The sequence below is a fragment of the Flavobacterium piscis genome, assembly GCF_031457575.1.
Taxonomy (GTDB): domain Bacteria; phylum Bacteroidota; class Bacteroidia; order Flavobacteriales; family Flavobacteriaceae; genus Flavobacterium; species Flavobacterium piscis_A.
In genome coordinates, this window is record NZ_JAVDWQ010000012.1 from 65,927 (window position 1) to 92,877 (window position 26,951).

A 26,951-nucleotide genomic window follows, 5' to 3' on the forward strand; every position below is an offset into this window, starting at 1 on the left:
AGTATATCATCATTGTAATAGAGGTATAGCTGAGAATAGTTTAGATTGTTTTCTGTTTTTCTTCTTATTGATGCGAAATGTTTATAAGTTTGAGATGTTTAAGTTTATAGTTTTATAATATTCCCTTAACTTTAAAGGATATAAATTTGACTTCTAAAACCCTATATTTTAAATTATGAAAAATATTTACGCTGCACGCTATTTAATGGCATTTTTTAGTTTTTTTTATTGCTCATTAAGTTTGATTGCTCAAACTTCGCCTGCACCTCAACCGCTGCCATATACACAGGATTTTTCGTTTGCCGCATCATTAACAACATATCCTGATGGTTTTCAGGGATGGACTGCCAGTACATCACCAGAATCAGCATTTAATACAAATGCTGTTTTAGTTGCTGACAGATCTTTAATTGCCAATAGTACAGCTGGTACTAATAGTGGTAATTTTCATAATTATGATGGCAAAATAGGATTTTTGAATACTGGCTCTTTAGATTTAACTATTGGTTTTGCTTTTTCTACTATTGGTCAAACCGCAATACAGGTCCAATATGATGCCATGACAATTCGTAATCCGTATGATATACCTCCAACTACAACAAATACACGTATTAATGAAATGGTTTTGCAATATAGGGTAGGTACTACGACCCCTTTTACTTCATTATTGTCAACAGTATATTCTAATAATGACACAAAACAGATAACGGCTGTTACGACGCCTCAGAATCTGCACACAATAAAGGTTACATTACCTGTGGAATGTGAAAATCAGTCCGTAGTTCAAATCAGATGGATTTCCAGACAAGTTTCAGGAAGTGGTTCTCGTCCATCATTTGCAATTGATAATATAGATATAAGAAGTGATATTGTTGCTCCAATTAGCGAAACAGGCTTTCCAAAGGCAGATAATATTCTATCAGACAGTTTTGAGTTTTCAAATAAAATAGATGAACCCGGGAAAACCTATTTTGTGTTATTGCCTTCCGGAAGTACAACTCCAACTATAACTCAAATAAAAACGGGTCTTGATGCTAACAATTCTGCAGCTTTAGAATCGGGATTTTTAGACATAACTGATAATTCTCAAATATATGTAAAAATTTTCTCAGGGCTGAGTCTTAATACGGCTTATTCCGTTTTCTCTGTTTCAGAAGATTTACATGGAAATATACAATCAACAGTTAATAAAATAGAAGTAACGACTTCAAGTGTAGTAATTCCTTCGTTATCAACTTCAGTAGCAGCACTTGATTTAGGTTTTTCAGAAACTAATTTTGCATCGGATACTTTCAGTTATCAAATTCAGGGAAAAAACCTTACCCACGATGTAATCGTTACTGCTCCTGCTAATTTTACGGTTTCTAAAGACAATACTAATTTTCTTTCTGTAGTTACTTATGATGTAACTGATTTTGCTTCAAATGCTACACCAACAGTTTACGTTCGTTTTCTGCCAACTGCTACAGCTGTTTTTTCAGGACAACTCACACATGAATCAACAGCTGCAGCAACAAAAAATGTTGCTTTATCCGGAACAGGAATTAACCCTTATGTGCAAGGTTTTAACGATGTCAATGTTTTAACCAATAGTGGCTGGACACAATATAACGTAGCAGGTAATGTAAATGCATGGACGAGTACAACAGTGGCAAGAAACGTACATTCAGGAACTGGTGCAGTGCTTATGAATGGGTTTTCTGAAAGCGGTGCCAGTAAAGATTGGCTGATTTCGCCTAAACTGCATTTGGATAATTTTGGTCAGTTTCCGCTGTTGTCTTTTTATTCCCGTAAATTTTATGCAGGACCGGAATTAAAATTAATGGTTTCTGTTGATTATGACGGTAACAGCAATCCTGAAACTGCAACATGGGTTGAATTAAACGGTGATTTTCCTGTAGAAACAGGAACTTACAAACCATCACAATATATAGACCTTGGAGCATACAAAACCAGTCATACATATTTGGCCTGGGTGTATGAAACTACATCAGGAGGAACTAATAATGCTGCTGAATGGTCACTCGATGATATTGCTATTACAAACGAATCAGGATATGTAGCTTCAAATCCTAATTTAGATTTTGGCGATGTAAGCCCAAATACTATTTCTGCCAGTACATCTTTTATTTTTAAAGCAAACGGATATAATGATATTACAATTACTGCTCCTGCAGATTATCAGGTGTCTTTAGATAATAGTTCATTTCAGTCAAATGTTCTTGTAAATACTGCTGATGCATCAGCCGGAAAAACAATTTATGTAAGGTTTACACCTTCTGTAAAGGCCTTAACTATTTCAGGAGCCTTAACGGTAACAGGCACATCATTAAATAAGCAAATTGGAACGTTGACAGGCTCTTCTTTACCAAAAGCCGATACTTTTGATGTTGTAACCTATAATTTAGAATTCTTTGGTACGGATGTAAAAGATACCGGTGGTTTTGAATTTGGTCCGATTGATGATGCTTTGCAAATTGAGAATGTCGCTAAAGTAATGAACAAATTAAATGCCGATGTGTATGTGGTTCAGGAAGTTTCAGATGATCCTTCTATAGATCTTCTAATTCAGAAAATAAATATTAACGGTAAAACATTCGATAAAACAATTTCAACATCATGGTCGTATTCCTTTAACGCTGCAGACCCGAATTTTCCACCTCAAAAATTGGTGGTACTTTATAATACACAAACGACAACAGTAAAAAAGACCCGTGTCATGTTTAAAAAATTATACGATGAGGTACGTGCGGGGACTACAACTTTACCGAATTATCCGGGTGGTAACGGAGCCAGCTTTTTCTCGTCAGGACGTTTGCCTTACATGGTACAGATAGAAACCAATATTGGCGGGGTTACAAAAGAAATCAATCTGATAAACATTCACGCACGCGCCAATAGCGGATCAGATATTTCGAGATACAATATGCGTAAATATGATGTGCAGTTATTAAAAGACAGTCTCGATGTTCATTATCCAAATTCTAATTTGATGATTTTGGGAGATTTTAATGATGATGTAAAAGCTTCTGTTATTGAGCCAAACCCTTCATCATACGAAGCATTTGTTAACGACACCAGTAATTACAATGCACTTACTTTGGGGATTAGTCAGGCTGGTGCTTATAGTTATTATTTGGGCTCACAAGGATTTTTGGATCATATTGTTATTTCGAATGAATTGACAGATGAATATATACCTAATTCAATTGCGGTGTATGATCCTCGTACTGATATTACCAATTATACAACGACAACTTCAGATCACGGTCCTGTTATTGCCCGTTTTGAATTGAAAGAAGATAATCTTGGTACAATCGATTTTGAAAATAATAGCGGATTTGCAGTAAGCATCTTTCCTAATCCTGCAACAGATGTGGCAAGTATGTTTGTCAAAAGCGGGACAGAGAAAAACTTAAAATTAAGACTTTATAATATTAACGGACATTTGATAGGAAAACCTATTGATGTTGTAGGAACTGAGGGAGTAAGTATTACAGGAATCCCGGTGAGTTATTTGCAATCAGGGATATACATTTACACTTTAACTGAAAATAACAAAGTTGTGTTTAGAGGTAAGATTTTAAAAAAATAAAATAAATAAGCCGTTTACTAAAAAGAGGCAGTTCAGTCCGAACTGCCTCTTTTTATTTAAAATTTCTATTGAATGCCGAATAATAATTTTGTTTTTGAAATTACAGTTTCCTTATTTGAAAGATCTAAAAAATAATCCAATTGCCATTGCTGTGTTTTTTGTGCTTGTTTGCTTGATGCTATATCCCAAAGTGGATAAACCCTGATAGCTCTTTTTCCTTCTTTTTTTGGAGTTGAAAAAATTCCTTTGTCCAATAAAACTGATTTTGGAAAGATGAATTGTCCCAAATTGTTTTCCTTCCGAACACTTACGATGACAAAATCTATTGCATCAGCATAATCAAAAGGTTCAATAATTCCGGAACTGTTACGTTTCCATAAAGTGACAAACTGACCATTTTTTGTTGGAGTCGTTTTCGCTATTCTGTAACAAATTGATTTCTCATTAATCTTAAAGCGATAGGCACTATAATCAATACTTTCGGCTTCCGGCTCCGGTTGTATACAAATTAGGTTACAAATGTCATAAACCAATTCTTTTGCTGAAATTAAATCAGCAGGAATCAATTGTGGAGTAACCCAAGTATTCAGATCTGTCATTTTTGCTAAACGTTAAACAACAAAATTACAATTTAAAACGAAACATTCAATCCAAAATTAAATGCCCATTGAAATTGATTGAATGATTGGCTGCTTAACGGATTGATATAGTAATTCATTCCCGGTTCAACAAAAACATGTGTTTTTTTGTATAAACGATATTGCAAAGTGCTGCTTAGCAAGGAACCATAAACAAAGTCGTTGGCATCTAAATTAGATCCTATCGAAGTACCATCCAGAAATACGTTATTTGAAATTAACTTACCAACAAAACCTCCTGTATTTAAACTGATGCTGGTTTTGTTTTTATTAAAAAGAGCATAAGAAATCTCTAAAGGCATCTCAATGTATTTTAAGCTTTGGTCTATATTACCGGTTTGAAAATTATCGCTTTTCAGGGAATTTTTAGCGTTGTTTGAAACAAATACATAATTAGCATTGTTTGTGATTTGTGGTGCAGTAGTGGTTGTTGTACTTTTTATGAAATAATCACTTGAACTTAAAAAGGCATTGTTTTGTGCATTCATATAAGAAACATTGGCAATACTTTGCCCTAATTCATTAATTTTCAAACCTGAACTCACTGCCCATTTTTTATTAAGTTTATAATTTGTTTTTACACCATAGGTGTTAGTTTGCTTAGATTGGTTCACATTTCCTAATGTTTTATCCTTGCCGATATTTTCTGAATTGGCAACTCCTGCAAATAGCTCTAACGACCATTTATCAGCATTCGAAACAGGTTTTATTTCTTCCTCTTTTTTGGTTTTTGAAGCTGCTATGGATTTTTCCAAATTTTGTAATTCTGCTAATTGAACAGAATCTTCAACAGTGAGGATGCCAGATTTAGATTTATTTTCAATAGTAGTTGCAATAGCCTTTTCTGTTGTTGAGGTTTCAGTTTTTAATTCCGTTTTATTTCTTTTAGTTGTAATTGTATTATTCTCAATTGTATTTGAAGCAATTATAACATTCTTGTCTTTTGGATTAAAAACATTATTTACATCTTGATTATTCGAATTGAAGAGTGTTTTTTCCTCGTTTTTTAATGATTTATTATTATAAACAAAAGAACCTTGATTTTGTTTTGAATTTGAATGTTGATTATAAGTTTTGTCCGTTAAATCTTTTTCCTGTTTTGAAGCATTATTGACAGCTGTATTTTGATGGGCAACTGTTTCTTTTTTATTTCGGAATAACGAATTTTTGTCATTATATAAATTAGGGTTCTGATGGTCTTTAGGGTTTGGATTTTTATTGCTATTGGTTTTTGCATTCCAATCTTTTTCCTGAATTGAAACAATACCATTGGTTGTATTTTGATTTGAAATAATAATATTATGATTCGATTGGGTAGATTTTTTTTCTTCTGATGAAACGATATTTATGTCTGTGTTTTTATTAGATTTAACGGTTTCTTCTGAAGCATTGTTATTATCTGCAGAACGAGTTTTGTTTTTGTTAGAATTACGATTATTTTCCTCAATTACAACCGAATTATTTTGGATACTATTATTTTTAGGATTTGAAATTTCAGAACCTGAATTTAAATATAAAACAGACGGGACCGACAATCCAATTAAAAGACTCGCTGCAATTGACCACCAGATAACTGCTGCTTTTTTCTTTTTGGCCTGACGTAGTTTTTCTTCAATATTATCCCATAATTCTGGTGGCGGAACACTTGAAAAGTTTTCCATTGATGAAAAAATATCTTCTATATTTTGCTTTTTCATGCTGTCTTAAAATTTTTTATACTCAAAATCCTTTTTTGTAGAATTTTCTTGGCCCTGTTTAAATTTGATTTTGATGTTCCTTCTGAAATTTTGAGTTGTTCTGCAATTTCCTTGTGTTTCATTTTTTCAAAAACATATAAATTAAAAACCAATCGGTATTGATCGGGTAAATCCTGAATATATTCGAGTAATTTTTCCTGGGGAATTGTACAAACCTCAAGTTCATCCTCTTCGATGAAATCAGTTTCAGGGTCAAAAACATCCAGAAAGAAACTTTCTTTTTTCTTTTTGTTTAATGTTTCGATTAATTTATTGATGAAAATCTTTTTCAGCCACCCTTCAAAACTTCCTTCAAATTTATACTGGTGAATTTTTTGAAAAGCAATAATAAAGGCTTCCTGAAAAACGTCTTTGGCATCATCTTCATTTTTCATATATTTTAAACAAATGCCATATAAAACAGGAGAGAACAACTGATATATTTTCAGTTGTCCTGCTCTGTCATTCTGGATACATTGTTGTATGTATATTTCTAAATCGTTTTTCAAAAATGGCTTAATTTGGTTTTGCAAAAATAAGTTTTTTAAAGCTCTTATACTACTTTTTATAAAAGGTACGAGAACCTTCTTTGTTATTGCTTAATATGGTTAGGTTTTGATTATCAAGCCTTTGTGAGGTGTAGGTTTTGCCTTAAAACCTAATCACAGATCATGTTAAGGAATCCGCTTTTTTATCGTTGGATAATTATTTTAGGGCTGTAATTTTATCCTGAATTGCTTTTTTAAATGCTATTATTTCCGTACTCTGATCGTCTGTATCGTCATTGTCGATATAAATTTTTGTAACTACCGCTGCCTGGCGTAATTCAAAATAAACACCCTTTTTGTCACCGGTATCAGGAGAGCCATAAGTTTTAGTCTGACCTTTGATACTTGAAATTTCAGTTGGAACCGTTTTTAGGAACAAAGTATAATCGCCTCTTTTTGATACAGCATTATATTTGTATTGACTAAATTCATAACTTCCATAAACAACATTCAGGAAATTAAGGACATTATAATCATTTAATTGATAAAATTGCTGGCAGGCAGCCCCTGTACATTCTCCGTCAAAGCTTCCAATTATAATTTTATCAGGACTTTCGACAGTTTTATTAAAATAGATTGGTTTGCTGGTTTTAGGAATCAATATAAAATCAGCAGGATTTGTTGGCGTTTGTGTGATTGCCTCTCCGGATTGCGGACCATGCTCATAGAAATTGATCACTACCTGGCAACTGTTTTCCACTATCGAGGTAATTTTGATACCATATCCGCTTGTTGATTTTTGACCTGAAAAAATTGCAACTAAAAAGTTTTTAGTAAAATCGATATTAGGATCACTTGGATTTGGACAGGTATTAGTATGTTTCGTAAAATACGAATCCATTTTTTCCTGTGTATTTGCTATAATGGCTGCCGGATTGGTAGGCAGGGTTTTAACGGTATAATTACAAGAAAGAGGAAATCCGCTAAAAGCAACATTTACGTATTCCCCGCATGTATCTTGAGAGACGTCGTCGCCTATCGAACAGGCACTAATTCCAAAAGCTATAAATAAGCCAAGCATTAATTTTTTCATAATTTTTTTATAAATAGGTTATAATGATTAGATGAAGCTATACTGAAATGGTTGCGTAAAAAATATCTCGTATGGCGTATTTTTTTTTCAAAAACTTCAATTTGTTGGTTTAGTTTAAGAAAACCAATAATTCGTGAAATTTTAATTTTAAAAATTAAGTACTACGTATTATTGCGTACTTTTACTTAAAATAAGACTAGCTATGCAGGATTTGCTTTCGTTTTTATTCGTTTTTATTATAGCTGTATTTTTAGGTATCTACTTAGGAAAAATGCTCTCTTTGGCTAAATTTCAATCTGAGAAAGTGAGTTTGGAAGAAAGATTAAATGCCAGTCAGCATCAATTGGAGTTACAAAAAGACCAGTTTGACCATGACAGGGATAATTTTGAAAAACAACTTCGATTAATTAATTCGGAAAAAGAAAATATCAGGACAGAAAAAGACAGCCTTGCCATTCAACTCTCTAAAAAAGAAGTGGATTTTGAAAATTTATGGGAAAGGCACAAGGAACAAAAAAATGAAATAACCGATTTACAGGAAAAATTTACTAAAGAGTTTGAGAATCTAGCCAACAAAATCCTTGAAGAAAAGTCGGCTAAATTTACAGAGCAGAATAGTGAAAATATGAAAAATATCCTCATGCCCCTACAGGATAAAATCCAGGGGTTTGAACAAAAAGTAGAACAAACCCATAAAGAAAGTATAGATTATCACGCCGCATTGCGTCAGCAAATTTTAGGGTTAAGCGAAATGAATGCCCAAATGAGCAAAGAAACCTTAAATTTAACCAAGGCTTTAAAAGGCGATAGTAAAATGCAGGGAAATTGGGGCGAACTGGTTTTAGAACGTGTTCTTGAAAAATCCGGTTTAGAGAAAGGCCGTGAATACGAAGTACAGCAAAGTTTTACAAATACAGAAGGGGCAAGGGTATTTCCGGATGTAGTAATCAATTTACCTGACGGAAAAAAGATGATTGTCGATTCTAAAGTTTCTTTGGTTGCCTATGAAAAATGGATAAACGAAGAATCAGATATTCTTAAAATTGACTTTTTAAAAGAACATGTAATTTCTATTAAGAGACATGTCGAGCAACTGGGAAACAAAAATTATCATGATTTATATCAAATTGAAAGTCCGGATTTTGTATTGCTTTTTATTCCGATAGAACCCGCTTTTGCAATTGCCCTGAACGAAGATTCTACCTTGTACAATAAAGCGTTCGACCGAAATATTGTGATTGTTACACCTACTACTTTATTGGCCACTTTACGAACAATCGACAGTATGTGGAGCAATCAGAAACAACAGGAAAATGCTTTTGAAATTGCAAGACAAGCCGGAGCATTATATGATAAGTTTGAAGGTTTTGTAACTGATTTGGTAAGAATTGGAAACAAAATCAAAGATACAAAAACCGAATACGAAAGTGCCATGAGCAAACTGGTTGACGGAAGGGGAAATTTAATTTCGAGTGTAGAAAAGCTAAAGAAAATGGGCGCAAAGGCTAAAAAATCACTTCCTGAAAATATTATTGCCAGGGCGACAAATGCAGATGAAAATCAATTATTAAATTAAGACATCAATGAAAAGAGTTTTAATCATAATTGTTGCTGTTTCTGCGCTCATTTTGTCAATTTATGTTGCATTCCTTTATTATGTGCCCTACAGCCAGGGATTTCGTTCTGGGGAGTGGGGAGACACCCGTTTTTTGTTATAGATGTTCAAAAAGAAACTTCACCTTTTAAATATAATAGTATGGCTTTAGATTTTAAACCCGTTTCATCATCAAAAATAAGTATTTCAGAATTAATGTTACCGTCACACACTAACTTTAGTGGTAAAATCCACGGAGGGTATATTTTACAATTGCTCGATCAGATAGCTTTTGCTTCTGCATCAAAATTTTGTGGAAATTATTGTGTTACTGCTTCGGTTGATACAGTGAATTTTTTAAAACCCATTGAAGTAGGTGAGCTGGTAACAATGAAAGCTTCCGTAAATTATGTGGGCAGAAGTTCTATGGTAGTAGGTATTCGCGTAGAAGCTGAGAATATTCAGACAGGGGTTGTTAAGCATTGTAATTCTTCTTATTTTACAATGGTAGCCAAAGATAAAGAAGGGAAAAGCGTGCAGGTTCCGGGTCTGATATTGTCTGATCTGAATGAGGTTAGGCGCTTTAGGAAATGCATTAAACAAATTGAAGCCAAAAAAGAAATCGAAGAACACGCCAAATTAACCAATGTAAATTCGATTGAAGATTTAGCAAGTTTTGATCAGTACAACGTTTTGCTGGAAATAGTATAAATTAATTTTTTTAAATAGTTGTTTAATTTATTACATCAAGAAAATGGTAAAATTTGGATATACAATTTTATATGTAGAAAATGTAGAAAAATCAATTGGATTTTATGAAAATGCTTTTGGTTTTTTAAGGAAATTTGTAACGCCGGAACATGATTACGGTGAACTGATTACAGGAGAAACTACTATATCATTTGCCTCAAAAAAATTAGCCGGACAAAACTTAAAAGAGGGTTTTATTGAAAGTGACTTAAGTAATAAACCTTTTGCTGTTGAATTGGGTTTTATAACGGATAATGTTGCAGAGCTTGTACAAAAGGCAACTTCTTTTGGAGCTGTATTGGTGAGTGAACCCAAGCAAAAACCATGGGGACAAATTGTTGCTTATCTGAGGGATTTGGATGGTTTTTTAATTGAGATTTGTACTCCGACAGAAGGATAAGTTTAATGTTGAAAATATAAATAACGAGGCAGTATTTTCTGTATTAATATTTTCACAAAAGTTTGGCATATAAACGACAACTAATCACCTTAAATTTTCGTAAATTTAAGGGTAATCAATTGGTTACGTATATTTCACGGAGTGCTGCCGTTCGATTTTATTAATTTAAATCCTTCTCTTAGAAATCGAATGACATAATTGTTTAATTATTGACGATTATGAAAACAACTACTTTACTTATTTTACTGTTAACTGCTTATTCGATTATTGCTCAGGGAAAATTTTCAACAGATACCGGAGTCATTAATTTTGAAGCATCGGTGCCCTTTTTTCAAGAAATAAAAGCAGTTAACAGAACGGTTGAGATTACTTTAGAACCTAAAACAAACACATTTTTGTGTATTGTCCTGATTAAAGATTTTCGTTTTGAGCTTGATTTGATGCAACAGCATTTTAATGAAAATTATATGGAAAGCCAGCGATATCCTAAAGCGGTGTTTAAAGGTAAAATTGCAAAGTTCGATATAAAAGATGTCAATGGATCAGAAAAGGAATACCAAATGAAGGGAAGATTGTACGTGCGCGGAAAATTTAAAGAAATAGAAGTAAAAGTTTTGATTAAAAGGATTGCAGAAGGAATCCTGATTTCATCCAATTTTCCAATTACGATTTCTGATTTTAATATTCAAATTCCGGAAAAAGTTGCTTCAAAAATTTCAAAAACGGTTAATACTGAGTTAACTGGAATAATCCGAAATGACGATTTAATCTATTTAACTTTAAAATAAATTTAAGGGATACAGTTTGAAAGAGCTTCTTTTAAGTTTGCATATTCAAATTTAAACCCTTCTTTTTGTATTTTATCAGATGAGACTCTCTGGCCTTCCAGAATTGCCTGACTCATTTGGCCTAAAGCAATTTTAAGTACAAAAGGGGGCACTTTAGGCAGCCATATTTTATAACCATATAGATTCGCCAGTGTTTTAGAAAATGAGGAGTTGGTGGTGTCATCCGTAACCGTAGCATTGTATGGTCCCGACATTTCACTATCCAGGATTGCTTTTAGATAAATCTGAGACAAATCCTCAATATGAATCCAGGATAAATATTGTTTTCCGGAACCAAGAACCGCTCCAAACCCTAATTTAAAACCCGGAGCCATTTTTTTTAGAAAGCCTTCATTTCTGCCTAAAACTATTCCAGTTCTAATTTTAACGGTTCTGATATTTAGTGAATTAATTTTATCTGCTGCACTTTCCCATTGCTGACAAGTCATCCCTAAAAAGTCATTTGCAGGAAGCGTGTTTTCTGTGCAAATTTCCTGGCTGGTAACAGCACCGTAAATTCCAACTGCCGATGCTGAAATGAATGCATCCAGCGCTTTGTTATGTTTTTGTAAAACAGAATAGATAAGTTCAACAGGTTGTGTGCGGCTTTCTAAAATTGCCTTTTTACGTTTTTCAGTCCAGCGCTTTTCTACAATTCCTTCACCTGCCAAATGAATAATAAAATCAGTTTTCAAAATAGCATTTTCGTCAATGTAATTTCGTTCCAAGTCCCATTTATAATAGGTAATAAAATCAGTATTATTTCTGTCACTTCTGCTTAAGATGGATACTGAAAATCCATTGGCTATGAGAACATTGGTGAGATAATTACCAATGAATCCGGTACCGCCAGTTAATAAGACATTTTTAGCCATGATAGTTTATAATATATTTAACAGTCTATTTTGTTTAACGATAAGTAAAGATACTTAAACATTCAGTATCTTTAAGGCAAATTCTAAATTTAATGAAATGGCAACTAAAAAAAAGATAATCACAAAAGATGATATCGTTTCAAAATACATGAACGAAGTTTTAGAAAAGGGAGAAAAACCAAAATCAGTTTATCATTTTGTAAAAGATAATGAGTTTACTGAAGCTGAATTTTATGCTTTTTTTGGAACGCTGGAAAGTTTAGAAAAAGAAATTTTCAGATTATTTTTTGTAAATACAATTGATTTACTGCACAAAAATACAGATTATCCAGAGTATGATATGAAGAATAAAATGCTGAGTTTTTATTTTACCTTCTTCGAAAATTTGACTGCTAACAGAAGCTACGTTTTGCAATCATTAAAAATGAACAGGAATCCGCTGAAGAATTTAGTACAGCTGACTTTGCTTCGTGAAGCATTTAAAGGATATGTGTCCGAAATTCTGACTGATGATTACAGGCTGGAGCTGGAAAAATTACAAAAATTTCAGGAAAAAGCCATTCAGGAAAGTGCCTGGCTGCAATTAATGATGACTATAAAATTCTGGTTAGATGATGAGTCCGCAGCTTTTGAAAAAACAGATATTTTTATCGAAAAATCGGTAAATGCTTCATTTGAATTAATGAATGTTGCGCCAATGAATCATCTGATAGATTTTGGAAAATTCCTTTTCAAAGAAAAAATATACAGCAAATAATGAAAACAATCGATTATATACCAACGTCAAAAATTGAAAGAGCCAGTAAATTGGTACAGACCGGAGCAAAAGTGGGTGTAAATTACATTAAACATTACGCCGAAAAAATGGTCAATTCTGATTTGACGCGTGACAAACTAAATGAAAATAATGCCGAAGATATTTACGATGGATTAAAAAGCCTCAAAGGAAGTGCTTTAAAAGTAGCACAAATGCTGAGTATGGACAAAAACTTTCTGCCTCAGGCCTATGTTGAGAAATTTTCACTGTCTCAGTTTTCTGTTCCGCCTCTTTCGGCACCATTGGTTTTAAAAACATTCAAAACCAATTTTGGCAAAACACCTTATGAAATTTTTGATGAATTCAATGCGAATTCTGTCAATGCGGCGAGTATCGGGCAGGTACATCTGGCTGTAAAAAACAACAAAAAACTGGCGGTTAAAATTCAGTATCCGGGTGTTGCCAATAGTATTTCATCAGATTTGGCTTTGGTGAAACCTATCGCCATCAGGATGTTTAATCTTCAGGGAAAAGACTCTGATAAATATTTTAAGGAAGTTGAGGATAAACTAATTGAGGAAACCAATTATCTACTGGAACTAAAACAAAGCCAGGAAGTAGTTCGGGCCTGCAGTAAAATAGAAAACCTGCTTTTTCCAAACTATTATCCTGAGTTTTCATCAGAAAAAATTATCACAATGGACTGGATGACGGGTATTCATCTTTCTGAATTTACGGCAAAAAACACCGATAAAATTGTGGGGGACAAAATAGGTCAGGCACTTTGGGATTTTTATATGTACCAGATTCACGTTTTGCGTAAAGTGCACGCCGATCCGCATCCTGGAAACTTTTTGGTTAATGAACAAAATCAGTTGATTGCATTGGATTTTGGCTGTATGAAACAAATTCCGGATGATTTTTATGTGCCCTATTTTGAGTTAATCAATAAAAATGTCATTACAGACAAAGAGCGTTTCAATGAAAAATTATTCGAATTAGAAATCCTTCGTCCAGACGATTCGCCTTCAGAAGTTGAGTATTTTGCTGAGATGTTTCATGATTTATTATCACTTTTCACGAAGCCTTTTCAAGATGTAACCTTCGATTTTGCCGATGTAACTTTCTTCGAAAACATCGCCAAATTAGGGGAACGTTTCTCTAATGATACCAATCTAAAAAAAATGAATGGAAACCGTGGTTCTAAACATTTTATTTACATGAATCGCACTTTCTTCGGATTATACAATTTAATGTTCGATTTAAAGGCGAAAATTGTGGTTACCAATTATCTTAAATATTAGGATTTCTTTCCAGCTGTTCACTGTATCTTTTGTGGTCCCATTTTTAGAAACGGGACCACAAAAGGATGCCGTTCCCATCTGGGCTAAGGCTGTTGTTTTTATGAGATATTTGTAATTTCGACGAAGGAGAAATCACATCCAGAGAGCAACGTACTGATTGACGCAGCAAATGTAACTACTCGTGTGATTTCTCCTTTGTCGAAATGACAAGATTGTCTAAAACCTGAAACCTGAAACAAAAAACTATTTCAAAATCCCAGCTTTATAAGTCGCAATCGCACGATCTCTGGCAAAAGCATGGTCGATCATGGGTTGATTGTAGCCTAAATCAAATTCAGGAATCCATTTGCGGATGTAGATTCCTTTTTCATCGAATTTCTTCTGTTGGATTTCGGGATTAAAAACCCTGAAATAAGGTGCGGCATCGCAGCCAGTTCCGGCAGCCCATTGCCAGTTGCCTACGTTGGAGGCCAATTCGAAATCCAATAATTTCCCGGCAAAATAAGCTTCGCCCCATTGCCAGTTAATCAGTAGATGTTTGCATAAAAAACTTGCTACCACCATACGAACACGATTGTGCATATATCCGGTTTCATTGAGTTGTCGCATTCCGGCATCAACCATTGGATAGCCAGTGGTTCCGGAACACCAACGTTTAAAATCGTCCTCGTTATTACGCCACTGGATTCCATCGTATGCCGACTTGAAATTATGATTGACAACTTTAGGAAAACTAAAAAGGATCTGAATAAAAAACTCTCTCCAAATCAGTTCGCTTAAAAAAGTTTGGTTTTTACGATTCGCCCAATTCACTAATTTTCGAATACTCACGGTTCCAAAACGCAGGTGAGGAGACAAATAAGATGTGCCGTCCAAAGCTGGGAAATCCCGAATTTCTTTGTAATCCCGAATCTGGGATAAGGTATGTGGAAGTACTTTTATGGAGCTTCTTTCAAAACCTATCCGGGATAATTCAGGAAAAGGAAATTGCATTTTGGCAAAATTGCTTAAAAATGGTTTAGTATCGTATTCGGGAGTTTGTCCTGAAAGATGATATTTCTCCAGCCATTTGTTTTTATAAGGTGTATAAATAGTATATGGAAGCCCGTCTGCTTTTGTGATTTCTTTTTCTTCAAAAATTACATGGTCTTTAAAAGCAAAGGCTTCAATATTATTTTGTTTTAAAAGTGTGGTAATAGTCGTATCACGTTTGATTGCATACGGCTCATAATCCTTATTGAAGAAAACGTTTTGAATATCAAACTCTTTTAAAAGGGATTGCCATACTTCAATCGTTTTTCCTTTTTTGATTAAAAGGGATGACTCAATTGTTGTAAGTTCAGTTTTTATTTTTTCAAGTGAATCATAAATAAAACCAACCCTTGCATCATTTTTAAGTAAGTTTTCAAGTATGTCATCATCAAAAATAAACAAAGGGATTACTGGAAAATTTGATTGTAAAGCATGTAACAATCCTGTATTGTCTTCTAAACGCAAATCACGTCGGAACCAGAAAAAGGAGACTTTTTGTTTTGTCATGATTTTATTTTTCAACGGGAAGGATTATTTCTTATGCTTCATATTTATAAGCAATTTTGAATCAAAAGTTTTGTAATTACGGATAGTTCTTGATGTACGTTTGCGTTAGGGGTTGTAGTGGAGCTCTTTTTGTATCAGGCAAAAAGCCTGATACAAAAAAGCGGGAACGTAAAACCCGACCCCGCTTTTTCTGCGGGGTAACGCCCAAATTCTTTACATTTTATAGTATTTAAAAGGAACGAATAGCATGCCGAAACATTCGCCATGTTCTTTTCCGAGATGTTTGTGATGAATTTTATGAGCTTTTCTTAATCCAAGCAGGTATTTGTTTTTGGTGTTTTTGAACCATTTAAAGCGCTGATGAATTAAAACATCATGTATCATAAAATAGCAAATACCATAAAATGTGATACCACAAGCGACAAAAAACAGATAATTGAATCCGTCCTGAACACCAAAATAAAAAAGCATAATGCTTGGAATGGCGAAAATAACGAAGAAAATGTCGTTTCGCTCAAAAGTATGCTCGTATTTAGGCTGATGGTGATCAGCGTGAAAATACCACATAAGTCCGTGCATAATGTATTTGTGCGTGAGCCAGGTAACACATTCCATGAGCAGAAAAACACCTAAAAAGATTAAAAAAGAAATCATTTTGTTTTATTTTTATGAGTGGGTTTTTAGACTAATTTTAGTTTGTAAGTTACAAAAGATTGTGCTAATAGTCCGGCTTTAGTATAATTTGAAACCCGAATTCTTGAATTTCCAATTTGATGGCAAGGTGTGTTTTTTAGTTTTTTCAAGAGTTTTTTGTAATAAACAAAAGCGGTGTAAACGCCAAATTGTGCTTCAATGGGAAGCCTGACAATTCCTTCGTAAGCAATTCTGAAATCTTCTTCAATTTCATTAATGATACTGCATTTCGCATTTTCATCAAAAGAATTCAAATCGACTCCCGGAAAATAATTCCGGTTTAGGACCAGATTATCATCTTTTAAATCTCTTAGGAAATTTACTTTCTGAAAAGCTGATCCTAATCGCATGGCTTCATGTTTAAGGTGTTCATATTTTTGCTGATTTCCTTTTACGAAAACCTTCAAGCACATTAAACCCACCACATCTGCAGAACCATAAATATAATCTTCGTATTCGGTTTGGGTATTGTAAGTTGTTTTGACCAGATCGAGTTTCATGCTTTTTAAAAAGGCCTGAATCAGGTCATCTGTAATATTATATTGTTTTACTGTCTGTTGGAAAGAGTTTAAAATCGGATTTAGGCTGATACCGAATTCCATTGCCTTATAATATTCTTTTTCAAAATCATTAATGAGATTTTCTTTGTCATAATCATGAAAAGAGTCTACAATCTCATCAGCAAAACGAACAAAACCGTATACGCTGTAAATAGCATCGCGAATACTTGGTGACAACATATAAACCGCCAGCGAAAAGGATGTGCTGTAGTTTTTGGTGACCAACTTGCTGCATTTGAAAGATACTGTGTCAAATAGTGATTTCATTTTCTATGATTTGATAGATTTTTTAATTAACTCAGCAACTAATTTTCCTGAAATTAATGCAGGAGGAACACCCGGGCCCGGAACGGTTAATTGTCCTGTAAAATATAAGTTTTTTACTTTTTTGCTTTTAAGTTTGGGTCTCAGAAAGGCAGTTTGCATTAATGTATTTGCCATTCCGTATGCATTTCCTTTGTATGCATTATAATCTGTTATAAAGTCGTTTTTGCAAAAGGATCTTTTAAATATAATGTTATTTTTAATTTGTTGTTGCGTAAGCTGCTCAAAACGAGCAATGATTTTTTCGAAATACTCCTCTCTTAGCGCTTCGTTATCCTGAATTCCAGGAGCTAACGGTATCAGGAAAAAACCACTTTCCATTCCGTGTGGTGCAGCTGTTTCATCTGTTTTAGAGGGGAAATTAGCGTAAAATAATGGTGCTTCCGGCCATTTTGGGCCATCATAAATAGCAGCTGCATGCTGGTTAAAATCGACATCAAAAAAGAGGGCATGATGCGAGATGTTTTCTATTTTTTTGTTGAAACCAATAAAAAAGAGGAGGGAAGATGGTGCAAAAACACGGCTTTCCCAATAGTTGTAAGAATAGGCACGGTGTTCTTCTTCCAGCAAGGTTTCGGTATGTTGATAATCGGCTCCGCTTACAACAATATCTGCAGGGATGAATTCGCCATTAATCTGAATACCGATTGCCGTTTTGTTTTCTACTATTATTTTTTCGATTGGGACATTCGTTTTGATAGTAACTCCCAATTCAATTGCTAATTTCTCGATTCCACGTACCACATCGTACATTCCGGTTTTAGGGTGCCAGGTGCCCAGGCCAAAATCGGCATAATTCATAAAATTGTAAAAAGAAGGTGTTTTGGATGGCTTTGCGCCTAAAAATAAAACAGGGAATTCGAGAATTTGAACTAATCTTTCGTTTTTGAATTCTTTTCGAATATCGGCACTCACATTCGTTAAAAACTGACCTAATTTTAGAACTGTTTTTGGGGTTATCAATTCTAAAGGGGAAATTCCAGGACGATACACCAAATCTTTTATGGCAATATCATAATTGCTTTTGGCTTGATTGATAAAGGTTTGGAGTTTTTTCCCGCTTCCTTTTTCTATAGATTCAAAAGTTGAAATAATTTCTTCTACATTATCAAAGATGCTGATGAAATCATTAATGCCAAAATAAACCCGATAAGCAGGATTTAGTTTAATGAGTTCATAAAAATCGGATGTTTTTTTATTGAAGTCATTAAAGAACCTTTCAAAAACATCGGGCATCCAGTACCAGCTAGGCCCCATGTCAAAGGTAAAACCATGGCTTTTAAATTGCCTTGCCCGCCCGCCAATACTGTCGTTTTTTTCGTAAATTATTACTTCATGGCCTTGTTGCGCCAGATAACACGAAGCGGCTAAAGCTGAGAACCCGGATCCGATTATTGTAATTGTTTTTCTCATTTGTTTAACAAATGTACAAAAACTTTAAACAAAAACTTTATATTTTATTAATTGTTTCTTCCATGGAGTCTAAAACAAATGTTCTTTCAGATAAATTTTGCCTGTCTATATGTTGTACCATTCTCCCCATAAGCCAGATTTCATTATTTTTCAAAAGTAATTTTTGCTCCATTTTTTTTATATATTGATTAATCACACTATGGTCAGGCTGTATAGTCATGAAAGTAACAAATGTTATTGTATTGAAATGTTTTGTCAGATCTTCAAGGTTTTCTATAGGCATGCTTTCACCTAAATAGATAGTTTTATAACCCTGCAATAAAATTTCATATTGAAGGTACAATAGCCCAATTTGATGAATTTCATTTATCGGTAAGGAAAGAACAAATACTTTGTCTGTCTTTGTAGGTTTTAAAATTTGAAGCCCCTCAGTATAAATCAATATTTTTTGCTTGATAAGATGGCTCATGAAATGTTCATTGGCAGGACTTATGGTTTGTGATTGCCATAATAATCCTAACTCTTTCAGCAAAGGGAGAAAATTTTCCTTAAAAACTTCTTTGAATGATTTTTCTGAAATCAACCAGTCAAACGTGTTGAAAAAGATTTCCTGGTCAAAATTCATCATTGCCATTTTAAAGGAGTTGATGGCGTAATTTTGCGAATTTTTCTTCGAAATAATTTCCCGGACTAATTCCGGAATTTTTTCTTCCGGGAAAGTGGCTATTTTAGATATTTTATATCCGTATTCGTGAAGTAAAGTTATGTTAAGGAGCTTTTGAAGGCTTTGCAGGTTGTAAAGTCTTATATTGGTATCGGTTCGCATTGGTTCCAGGACATTGTATCTTTTTTCCCATATACGAATAGTATGTGCTTTTATGCCTGATAAGTTTTCCAGATCTTTTATGCTGAAAACCGTCTTAATATTGTTCATCATTTTTTGTTATTGGATGAACAAATGTAAAATAAAATCCGATTAAAACTATAGGCAATAAAAGTTTGATAAAAAAAAGCAATCTGTAAACTTAAATAATTTACAGATTGCCCGGTTTTTAAAATTAATTTTCAAATTATATTATTTACAAAAAGTTGACCTGTTTTTAATGGCACTTTTGCTCCCTAATTCGATAGCTTTAGTAAAATCGTTGCAACAGCTTTTTTTATCTCCAATTTTATTGTAGGCCAAAGCCCTTAAATTGTAGGCAATATAATCTTTGGGATTTAAATCAATGCAGGAAGAACAATCAGCAATAGCTTCTTTAAAATTTAATAATTTGTAGTTTACATTTGCTCTGCCTGTAAAAGCATCAGAATTCATAGAATCTAATTCGATTGCCTTGTTAAAATCAGCGAGGGCTCCTTTAAAATCGTTTAAATTAAATTTTGCCACTCCTCTGTTTTGATAGGCTTCAACAAATTTAGAATTCATGTTAATCGCTTTTGTGTAGTCAGCAATTGCTCCTTTGAAATTGCGGGCTTCTGCTTTTTTTAAGGCGTTGTCAAAATATCCAGTAGCAGATTGTGCCCAGTTGGTGCATGTTGTCAATAAAAATAGTGCTAATAATAGGTGTTTCATAAAATTAATTTGGGGTTAGGTTAAAATTTTACGAAACGAATATAGGAAATATTTATTTTCAAATGAAAGTTTCTTTCTTACGAAATAATTAAAAAAATATCTTGTTTTAGTGAACCTCATTACTACAGTAAGTTATGCTTGAACTATTTAAACTGCCCCTATAAAAATGGAATGATTGACAGCTATAAATTGAATTGCAATGAAAACGTTTTCGTTAATTTTAGTTGTTAAACCTTATTAAAATTTCTTTTTTTGTTTGTGTACTTTGATTACTTTCGCACCCAATATGAAAAGATTGATCGTGTTTTTAGTATTTATGAATTTCCTTCTGTTAGGCGGAGGGCAATATATTCATGCAGAAACACATCAGAATACCCCAATTCATAGTGTTAATAAAAAACATTGCATAAAATTTACAAGCCAGGATCAAAGCACTTCCATAATTGAAGATGTTGATATTGAAGAAGATTGTTCTGGCAGTGATGATCATAAAGACGGTCTTGCCAATAAATTTTTTGCTTCGCATTATAGTTTACTGGATCAATGGTATTTGACATTCTCTCGTCAAATAATTGTGGATTCTTATAATCATTTCGAAATTTTCGGGTCCTCTTGTGGCCAATCAAATCCTATTTACATTACTCAGCGGGTTTTAAGAATTTGATTCAACTTATATGTCGGTTACCAAAGGCGTGATCATGCATAAGTTTGAGTTTTATTTTTAAACTACTTTTTCATTGTGACAAGTCACGTTTTTTCTGGCGACTGATAATTTCTACATCTAAGGAATTTTTATATTCCCAATATTCAATCGCTTAATTTCCATTTTATACCATGAAAAGAATAGTCGTGTTAGCGGGCTTGTCAGCCTTGTTGTGCCTTACCAGTTGTACATCAAAAAAAGAAGAAAAAGAAGAAGCAGACAAATTTACAGTGACCTGTCCTGTCAGAATTGATACTTCGTTTACCAAAGAATATGTTTCGCAGATACGTTCAGTTCGAAATATAGAAATCCGGGCTTTGGAAAAAGGTTTTTTACAAAATATTTATGTTGATGAAGGCCAGTTCGTAAAAGCAGGCCAGATATTGTTCAGAATCATGCCGAAAATGTATGAAGCAGAACTTCTTAAAGCCCAGGCGGAACAAAAAACGGCCGAAATCGAATTACAAAATGCCAAAACACTGGCAGATAAAAATATTGTTTCTAAAAACGAACAGGCTGTTGCACAGGCTAAACTTCAGTCAGCGAAAGCTGAGGTAGCGATGGCAAAACTTCATTTGTCCTTTACCGAAATCAGGGCTCCTTTTGATGGGACAATAGATCGTATTCCCCTAAAGTTAGGAAGTTTTATTGATGAAGGCGAATTACTAACAAGCCTTTCAGATAACTCTCAGATGTTTGCTTATTTCAATGTATCAGAACCGGAATACCTGCAATATCAAACCAATGCGAAAGATCGTGCAGATACTAAAGTGAATCTGATTCTGGCAGATGGTCAGTCTTTTAAATATAAGGGAAATGTTGAAGTTATCGAAAGTGAATTTAACAATGAAACCGGAAATATTGCTTTCAGGGCAAGATTTCCTAATTCGGGAAAATTACTAAGAAATGGTGAAACCGGACAGGTACAAATGCTTGTTCCTCTTAAAAATGCTATTGTAATTCCACAAAAAGCTACTTATGAAATTCAGGATAAAAAGTATGTTTTTGTCGTGAACAAAAAGAATGTACTGATTTCAAAAGAAATTACGGTTACCGGAGAAATGCCTGATTTGTATGTAGTCACCAGTGGAATTTCTGAAAATGACAGGATCTTGTTAGATGGTGTCCAGAAGGTAAAAGACGATGATAAGATTACTTACAGCTACATTGCTCCTCAAAAAGTCATTCATAATTTACGATTAAAGGCGGAGTAAGTTTTATGGGCTGCTAATTTAGTTTCAGGTTTCAGGTTTCAGGTTTCAGGTTTGGGACATGATTTTGAAATGATAACAAACAAAATCCAATTTGGTTTAATCATTAAAAAATAAATAAATGTTTAATAAATTTATACAAAGACCAGTTCTGTCGATTGTAATATCGCTTATAATAGTCTTTTTGGGAATTTTGGCGGTTACCAATTTGCCGGTAACACAATTTCCTTCTATTTCTCCCCCAAAAGTAAATGTCACTGCTGATTATCCCGGATCTAATGGAGAACTTATGATCAAATCGGTAATCATTCCATTAGAAAAAGCACTAAATGGTGTTCCGGGAATGAAATACATGACTTCAGATGCAGGCAATGATGGCGAGGCGAGTATTCAGGTTGTATTTAATCTGGGTACAGATCCTAATCAGGCTGCCATTAATGTGCAAAACCGCGTGGCATCCGTAGTTAATAAATTACCGCCTTTAGTAGTTAGGGAAGGAGTAAAGATTACCCGTGAAGAATCAAGTATGCTGATGTACGTGAATCTTTACAGTAATGATAAAAATACGGATCAGAAGTTTCTTTACAACTTTGCGGAGATTAATATTCTTTCCGAATTAAAAAGGGTAAACGGGGTAGGATTTGCAGATGTTTTGGGTACTCGTGAATACGCTATGCGAATTTGGCTGAAACCAGACCGAATGCTGGCTTATAAAATATCTGCCGATGAAATTATGGAAGCCCTGGCAAGTCAGAGTTTAGAAGCTTCACCAGGTAAAACGGGAGAAAGTTCCGGAAAAAGATCTCAGGCATTTGAATATGTGTTGAAATATTCCGGACGTTTTACCACAAAAGAACAATACGGGAATGTTATTTTAAGATCGAATCCCAATGGCGAAATATTGAGGCTGAAAGATGTTGCCAATGTTGAGTTTGGAAGTTCGATGTATGATATTTATTCGAACTTAAACGGAAAACCTTCTGCAGCTATTGTTTTAAAACAATCTTACGGGAGTAATGCAAGTCAGGTAATTAAAGACGTAAAAGCAAAATTAGCTGAAATTAAAAAGACTTCTTTCCCGAAAGGAATGGATTATGAGATTAGTTATGATGTTTCTAAATTCCTGGACGCATCTATCGAAAAAGTAATTCACACTTTAGTCGAAGCTTTTATTTTGGTTGGGTTGGTGGTATTTCTTTTTTTGGGAGACTGGAGATCGACCATTATTCCGGCAATTGCGGTACCAGTATCATTAATAGGAACTTTTATGTTTATGCAGTTCTTCGGAATTACTTTAAACCTGATTACTTTATTTGCTTTGGTATTGGCGATTGGAGTCGTTGTCGATGATGCGATTGTGGTTATTGAAGCCGTGCACGCCAAGATGGAGGAGGAGCATCTTTCTCCGCTTAAAGCGACTAAAAAAGCGATGCACGAAATTGCGGGAGCTATTATTGCTATTACGTTCCTGATGGCAGCAGTATTTATTCCGGTGGCGTTTATGTCGGGTCCGGTTGGAATTTTCTACCGTCAGTTCTCGATCACCATGGCAACGGCAATCATACTTTCTGGTATTGTGGCTTTGACTTTAACACCGGCGCTTTGTGCGATGATGCTGAAAAACAATCATGGTAAACCTAAAAAGAGAACGCCTGTCAATAGATTTATAGATGGTTTTAACAACCAATTTAATCTGGCACAAGGTAAATATCAAAACGTATTGGGTAAAATTGTAAACAGAAGATCAGTTACTATTATTGCACTTCTGGGCTTTTGCGCAGGAACATGGTTCATTAGCAGTACAGTTCCTTCCGGATTTATTCCGAATGAAGATCAGGGAATGTTTTATGCGATTATCCAGACACCTCCAGGCTCTTCTTTGGAAAGGACAGATAATGTTGCCGAAAAATTACAAAAAATTTGTGAAGATGTGGAAGGCGTTCAATCAGTTTCAGCTTTGGCCGGATATGAAATTCTTACCGAAGGTACCGGCTCTAACTCAGGAACTTGTCTGATCAATCTTAAAGACTGGAGTGATCGTAAACAATCTGTTCAGGAGATTATGGAAGAATTGGAGGAAAAATCCAAAGATATTCCGGGAGCCAATATCGAGTTCTTTCAGCCACCAGCAGTTCCTGGTTATGGAGCTGCCGGAGGATTTGAACTTCGGTTACTTGACAAAGCAGGTTCAGGAGATTACAAAAAAATGGAAACGGTTACGAATGATTTCGTAAAAGAATTAAACAAACGTCCTGAATTATCTTCTGTATTTAGTTTTTACAGTGCCAGTTTTCCTCAATATATGTTGAAAGTTGACAATGATTTAGCACAGCAAAAAGGAGTTTCTATCGAAAATGCCATGAATACACTATCAACATTGGTGGGTAGTAATTACGAAATCAGTTTTATTAAATATGGCTTTAATTACAAAGTAATCGTTCAGGCAGCACCTCAATACAGGGCATTACCAAATGATATTTTAAAATTGTATGTAAAAAACAACCGGGATGAAATGGTGCCTTTTTCTGCTTTTATGAAGATGGAAAAAGTATATGGGTTATCTGAAATTACAAGACATAATATGTACACCTCTGCTGAGATAAGCGGAGCTGCTGCCGAAGGTTTCAGTAGTGGAGCTGCTATTAAGGCGATTCAGGAAGTGGCAGAGAAAAAACTGCCTCGCGGATACGGAATTGACTGGGCTGGAATTTCTGCTGATGAGGTAGCGCAGGGCAATCAGGCCATCTGGGTTTTCCTGATTTGTTTGGGATTTGTATATCTGGTGCTGGCAGCACAATATGAAAGTTTCATTTTACCATTGTCGGTCATTCTGTCACTACCGGCAGGTATTTTTGGGGCATTTCTTTTATTGAAATTTACGGGATTGGAAAACAACATTTATGCACAGGTTGCCATGGTCATGCTTATTGGTTTACTGGGTAAAAATGCCGTATTGATTGTAGAGTTTGCTATTCAGCGGCATGCTGTCGGAAAATCAGTGTTGGAGGCCGCTATGGAAGGGGCTAAAGCCAGGTTTCGTCCTATTTTAATGACTTCGTTTGCTTTTATTGCCGGTTTGATTCCGCTGGTATTTGCTTCCGGACCGGGTAAAATAGGGAACAGGACTATTGGTACAGCCGCTGCTGGCGGTATGCTTTTAGGAACCATTTGCGGGGTATTTGTTATTCCGGGATTGTATTACATTTTTGCAAGAATAGCCGAAAAACATAAGTTGGTTAAACATGAAGAGGAAAATCCATTAACAGAAGAAATAGATAACAATCATGTATAAATTAAAATTATATCAATACAGTATTGCAGTAAGTATTTGTCTGGCTGTAATAAGTTGTAAGGCCCCTGCGCCAGAAGTTTCAAGCGCAAACAAGTTGGCTCCTGAATCCTTTGGTTTTGCTAAAACTCAGGATACAGCCAATACTTCGGCAATTTTATGGAATGACTTTTTTAAAGATAAAAATCTGGTAGATTTAATTGATGTTGCCCTGAAAAACAATCAGGAACTGAATATCACGTTGCAGGAAATTGAAATCGCAAAAAATGATATCCGAATCAGAAAAGGAGCTTTGCTGCCAACAGTTGGTGTTCGTGCCGGAGCGGGTGTAGAAAAAGCAGGGCGTTATACCAGTCAGGGCGCCGGTGATGCTTCTACCGAAATTATGCCGGGCAAGGAAACGCCTGATCCGTTGGGTGATTTTACAATTGCTGCTTATGCCAATTGGGAAGTCGATATCTGGAAAAAACTGCGGAATTCTAAAAAGGCAGCTGTCACCCGATATTTAGCCACGGTAGAAGGGAAGAATTTCGTGGTGACGAACCTTATTGCAGAAATAGCCGATAATTATTATGAATTATTGGCTTTAGACAGCCAGCTGGATATTGTAAAACAAAACATTCAGTTGCAGGCCAATGCCTTAGAAATTGTAAAAGTGCAGAAAGAAGCGGCAAGGGCAACTGAATTGGCGGTTCAGAAATTTCAGGCTGAGGTTTGGACTTCTAAAAGCATGGAGTTTGAAATTCTTCAAAAGATAAAAGAAGCTGAGAACCGAATCAACTTTCTGGCAGGACGCTATCCGCAGGAAATTAAAAGGGAGAAAACCAACTTTACCGAATTGGTGCCTGCAACCGTAAATTCGGGCATTCCTTCGCAATTATTGCAGAACCGTCCAGATGTAAAACAGGCAGAACTGGAGTTGGCAGCAGCAAAACTGGATGTTAAAGTAGCCCGTGCCGAATTCTATCCGTCACTGGATATTTCAGCTGCGGTAGGGGTACAGGCTTTTAATCCTTCGTATTTGTTTACGTTTCCGGAGTCTGTTTTGTATTCGTTAGCAGGCGATCTTGCTGCACCGTTGATTAACAGAAATGCTATTAAAGCTGAGTTTTCAAGTGCCAATGCGCGACAGCTTCAGGCCTTGTACAATTACGACCGTACAGTTTTAAATGCTTATTTAGAAGTTTCCAATCAGCTTTCTAAAATTGATAACCTGCAAAAAGGATACGATTTAAAATCGCAACAGGTAGATGCGCTAAATAAATCGATAGACATTTCTAATGATTTGTTTAAATCAGCACGAGTAGATTATTTTGAAGTTCTGATGACACAGCGTGATGCCTTAGAATCAAAATTAGAATTGATAGATACCAAAAAAGAACAACTTAATGCCGTAGTTCATGTTTACAGGGACTTAGGTGGCGGTTGGAAATAATATTGCCTGTTTAATTTGTAGATGAAACCTCCCGGAAGTGGAATTTCGGGAGGTTTTTTTATGAAAATTTCGAAATTTTACGACAGTCTTTCTTCTGAAACAGTAAAGTTCATTTTCTATTCTGTTCAAACAATTTTGTTTTCAAAAAAAC

General features: G+C 34.7%; 22 protein-coding genes. 11 read left to right on the forward strand and 11 right to left on the reverse strand.

Annotation, left to right across the window (positions count from 1 at the left end):
- Positions 1-175: 175 nt before the first annotated feature.
- The gene (locus J2W48_RS16420) at positions 176-3,595 is read left to right on the forward strand and encodes a T9SS type A sorting domain-containing protein (RefSeq protein ID WP_310282756.1); all 3,420 of its coding nucleotides are present in this window, start codon (positions 176-178) and stop codon (positions 3,593-3,595) included.
- A gap of 65 nt (positions 3,596-3,660) precedes the next feature.
- Here the strand turns inward: J2W48_RS16420 and J2W48_RS16425 are convergent, their stop codons facing one another.
- From J2W48_RS16425 to J2W48_RS16440, 4 genes are all read right to left on the reverse strand, one after another.
- Entirely contained in the window at positions 3,661-4,194 is a 534-nt protein-coding gene (locus J2W48_RS16425) for a MepB family protein (RefSeq protein WP_310282757.1), read from the reverse strand.
- Between the two features lie 32 nt (positions 4,195-4,226).
- Positions 4,227-5,930 carry a hypothetical protein gene (locus J2W48_RS16430; RefSeq protein ID WP_310282759.1) on the reverse strand — a complete coding sequence of 568 codons (1,704 nt, stop codon included), beginning with the start codon at positions 5,928-5,930 and terminating at the stop codon, positions 4,227-4,229.
- Positions 5,927-6,478, reverse strand: coding sequence for an RNA polymerase sigma factor (locus J2W48_RS16435; protein ID WP_310282760.1), 552 nt, complete (start codon positions 6,476-6,478; stop codon positions 5,927-5,929). Before J2W48_RS16435 ends, J2W48_RS16430 begins: the two co-directional genes overlap by 4 nt.
- Positions 6,479-6,674: 196 nt before the next feature.
- Positions 6,675-7,550 (reverse strand): protease complex subunit PrcB family protein, encoded by an 876-nt coding sequence (locus J2W48_RS16440; protein WP_310282761.1) that lies wholly within the window; start codon positions 7,548-7,550, stop codon positions 6,675-6,677.
- Between the two features lie 202 nt (positions 7,551-7,752).
- Between J2W48_RS16440 and J2W48_RS16445 the strand changes: the two genes are divergently transcribed.
- The 4 genes from J2W48_RS16445 to J2W48_RS16460 all read left to right on the forward strand — a co-directional run bounded on the left by J2W48_RS16445 (position 7,753) and on the right by J2W48_RS16460 (position 11,082).
- Positions 7,753-9,126: a DNA recombination protein RmuC gene (locus J2W48_RS16445; protein WP_310282763.1), complete on the forward strand. Its 1,374-nt coding sequence runs from the start codon at positions 7,753-7,755 to the stop codon at positions 9,124-9,126.
- 180 nt (positions 9,127-9,306) lie between these two features.
- Positions 9,307-9,855: an acyl-CoA thioesterase gene (locus tag J2W48_RS16450; protein WP_310282764.1), complete on the forward strand. Its 549-nt coding sequence runs from the start codon at positions 9,307-9,309 to the stop codon at positions 9,853-9,855.
- Between the two features lie 43 nt (positions 9,856-9,898).
- Complete coding sequence (locus tag J2W48_RS16455; protein ID WP_310282765.1) at positions 9,899-10,294, forward strand: VOC family protein; 396 nt, start codon at positions 9,899-9,901, stop codon at positions 10,292-10,294.
- A 218-nt stretch (positions 10,295-10,512) separates the two neighbouring features.
- Positions 10,513-11,082, forward strand: coding sequence for a YceI family protein (locus J2W48_RS16460; protein WP_310282766.1), 570 nt, complete (start codon positions 10,513-10,515; stop codon positions 11,080-11,082).
- Between the two features lie 2 nt (positions 11,083-11,084).
- On the opposite strand, the gene J2W48_RS16465 is transcribed toward J2W48_RS16460, so the two are convergent.
- On the reverse strand, positions 11,085-11,996 hold the full coding sequence (locus J2W48_RS16465) for a TIGR01777 family oxidoreductase (protein WP_310282767.1): 912 nt from the start codon (positions 11,994-11,996) through the stop codon (positions 11,085-11,087).
- Positions 11,997-12,093: 97 nt separating this feature from the next.
- On the opposite strand from J2W48_RS16465, the gene J2W48_RS16470 reads away from it, so the two are divergent.
- Positions 12,094-12,753, forward strand: coding sequence for a TetR family transcriptional regulator C-terminal domain-containing protein (locus J2W48_RS16470; protein WP_310282768.1), 660 nt, complete (start codon positions 12,094-12,096; stop codon positions 12,751-12,753).
- Positions 12,753-14,057, forward strand: coding sequence for an ABC1 kinase family protein (locus tag J2W48_RS16475; RefSeq protein WP_310282769.1), 1,305 nt, complete (start codon positions 12,753-12,755; stop codon positions 14,055-14,057). Before J2W48_RS16470 ends, J2W48_RS16475 begins: the two co-directional genes overlap by 1 nt.
- 243 nt (positions 14,058-14,300) lie before the next feature.
- Here J2W48_RS16475 and J2W48_RS16480 read toward each other — a convergent pair whose 3' ends face one another.
- The 6 genes from J2W48_RS16480 to J2W48_RS16505 form a co-directional block, all read right to left on the reverse strand.
- Positions 14,301-15,596, reverse strand: coding sequence for a cryptochrome/photolyase family protein (locus J2W48_RS16480; RefSeq protein ID WP_310282770.1), 1,296 nt, complete (start codon positions 15,594-15,596; stop codon positions 14,301-14,303).
- 213 nt (positions 15,597-15,809) lie between these two features.
- Complete coding sequence (locus tag J2W48_RS16485; protein ID WP_310282771.1) at positions 15,810-16,250, reverse strand: sterol desaturase family protein; 441 nt, start codon at positions 16,248-16,250, stop codon at positions 15,810-15,812.
- Positions 16,251-16,276: 26 nt separating this feature from the next.
- Entirely contained in the window at positions 16,277-17,116 is an 840-nt protein-coding gene (locus J2W48_RS16490) for a phytoene/squalene synthase family protein (protein ID WP_310282772.1), read from the reverse strand.
- A 3-nt stretch (positions 17,117-17,119) separates the two neighbouring features.
- On the reverse strand, positions 17,120-18,586 hold the full coding sequence (locus J2W48_RS16495; RefSeq protein WP_310282773.1) for a phytoene desaturase family protein: 1,467 nt from the start codon (positions 18,584-18,586) through the stop codon (positions 17,120-17,122).
- Between the two features lie 37 nt (positions 18,587-18,623).
- Positions 18,624-19,523 carry a MerR family transcriptional regulator gene (locus tag J2W48_RS16500; protein ID WP_310282774.1) on the reverse strand — a complete coding sequence of 300 codons (900 nt, stop codon included), beginning with the start codon at positions 19,521-19,523 and terminating at the stop codon, positions 18,624-18,626.
- Positions 19,524-19,661: 138 nt separating this feature from the next.
- Positions 19,662-20,162 (reverse strand): tetratricopeptide repeat protein, encoded by a 501-nt coding sequence (locus J2W48_RS16505; RefSeq protein ID WP_310282775.1) that lies wholly within the window; start codon positions 20,160-20,162, stop codon positions 19,662-19,664.
- Positions 20,163-20,448: 286 nt separating this feature from the next.
- On the opposite strand from J2W48_RS16505, the gene J2W48_RS16510 reads away from it, so the two are divergent.
- The 4 genes from J2W48_RS16510 to J2W48_RS16525 all read left to right on the forward strand — a co-directional run bounded on the left by J2W48_RS16510 (position 20,449) and on the right by J2W48_RS16525 (position 26,800).
- Positions 20,449-20,826 carry a hypothetical protein gene (locus J2W48_RS16510; protein WP_310282776.1) on the forward strand — a complete coding sequence of 126 codons (378 nt, stop codon included), beginning with the start codon at positions 20,449-20,451 and terminating at the stop codon, positions 20,824-20,826.
- A gap of 170 nt (positions 20,827-20,996) precedes the next feature.
- The gene (locus tag J2W48_RS16515) at positions 20,997-22,079 is read left to right on the forward strand and encodes an efflux RND transporter periplasmic adaptor subunit (RefSeq protein ID WP_310282777.1); all 1,083 of its coding nucleotides are present in this window, start codon (positions 20,997-20,999) and stop codon (positions 22,077-22,079) included.
- A gap of 118 nt (positions 22,080-22,197) precedes the next feature.
- On the forward strand, positions 22,198-25,368 hold the full coding sequence (locus J2W48_RS16520; protein WP_310282778.1) for an efflux RND transporter permease subunit: 3,171 nt from the start codon (positions 22,198-22,200) through the stop codon (positions 25,366-25,368).
- The gene (locus tag J2W48_RS16525) at positions 25,361-26,800 is read left to right on the forward strand and encodes a TolC family protein (RefSeq protein ID WP_310282779.1); all 1,440 of its coding nucleotides are present in this window, start codon (positions 25,361-25,363) and stop codon (positions 26,798-26,800) included. Before J2W48_RS16520 ends, J2W48_RS16525 begins: the two co-directional genes overlap by 8 nt.
- Positions 26,801-26,951 lie beyond the last annotated feature (151 nt).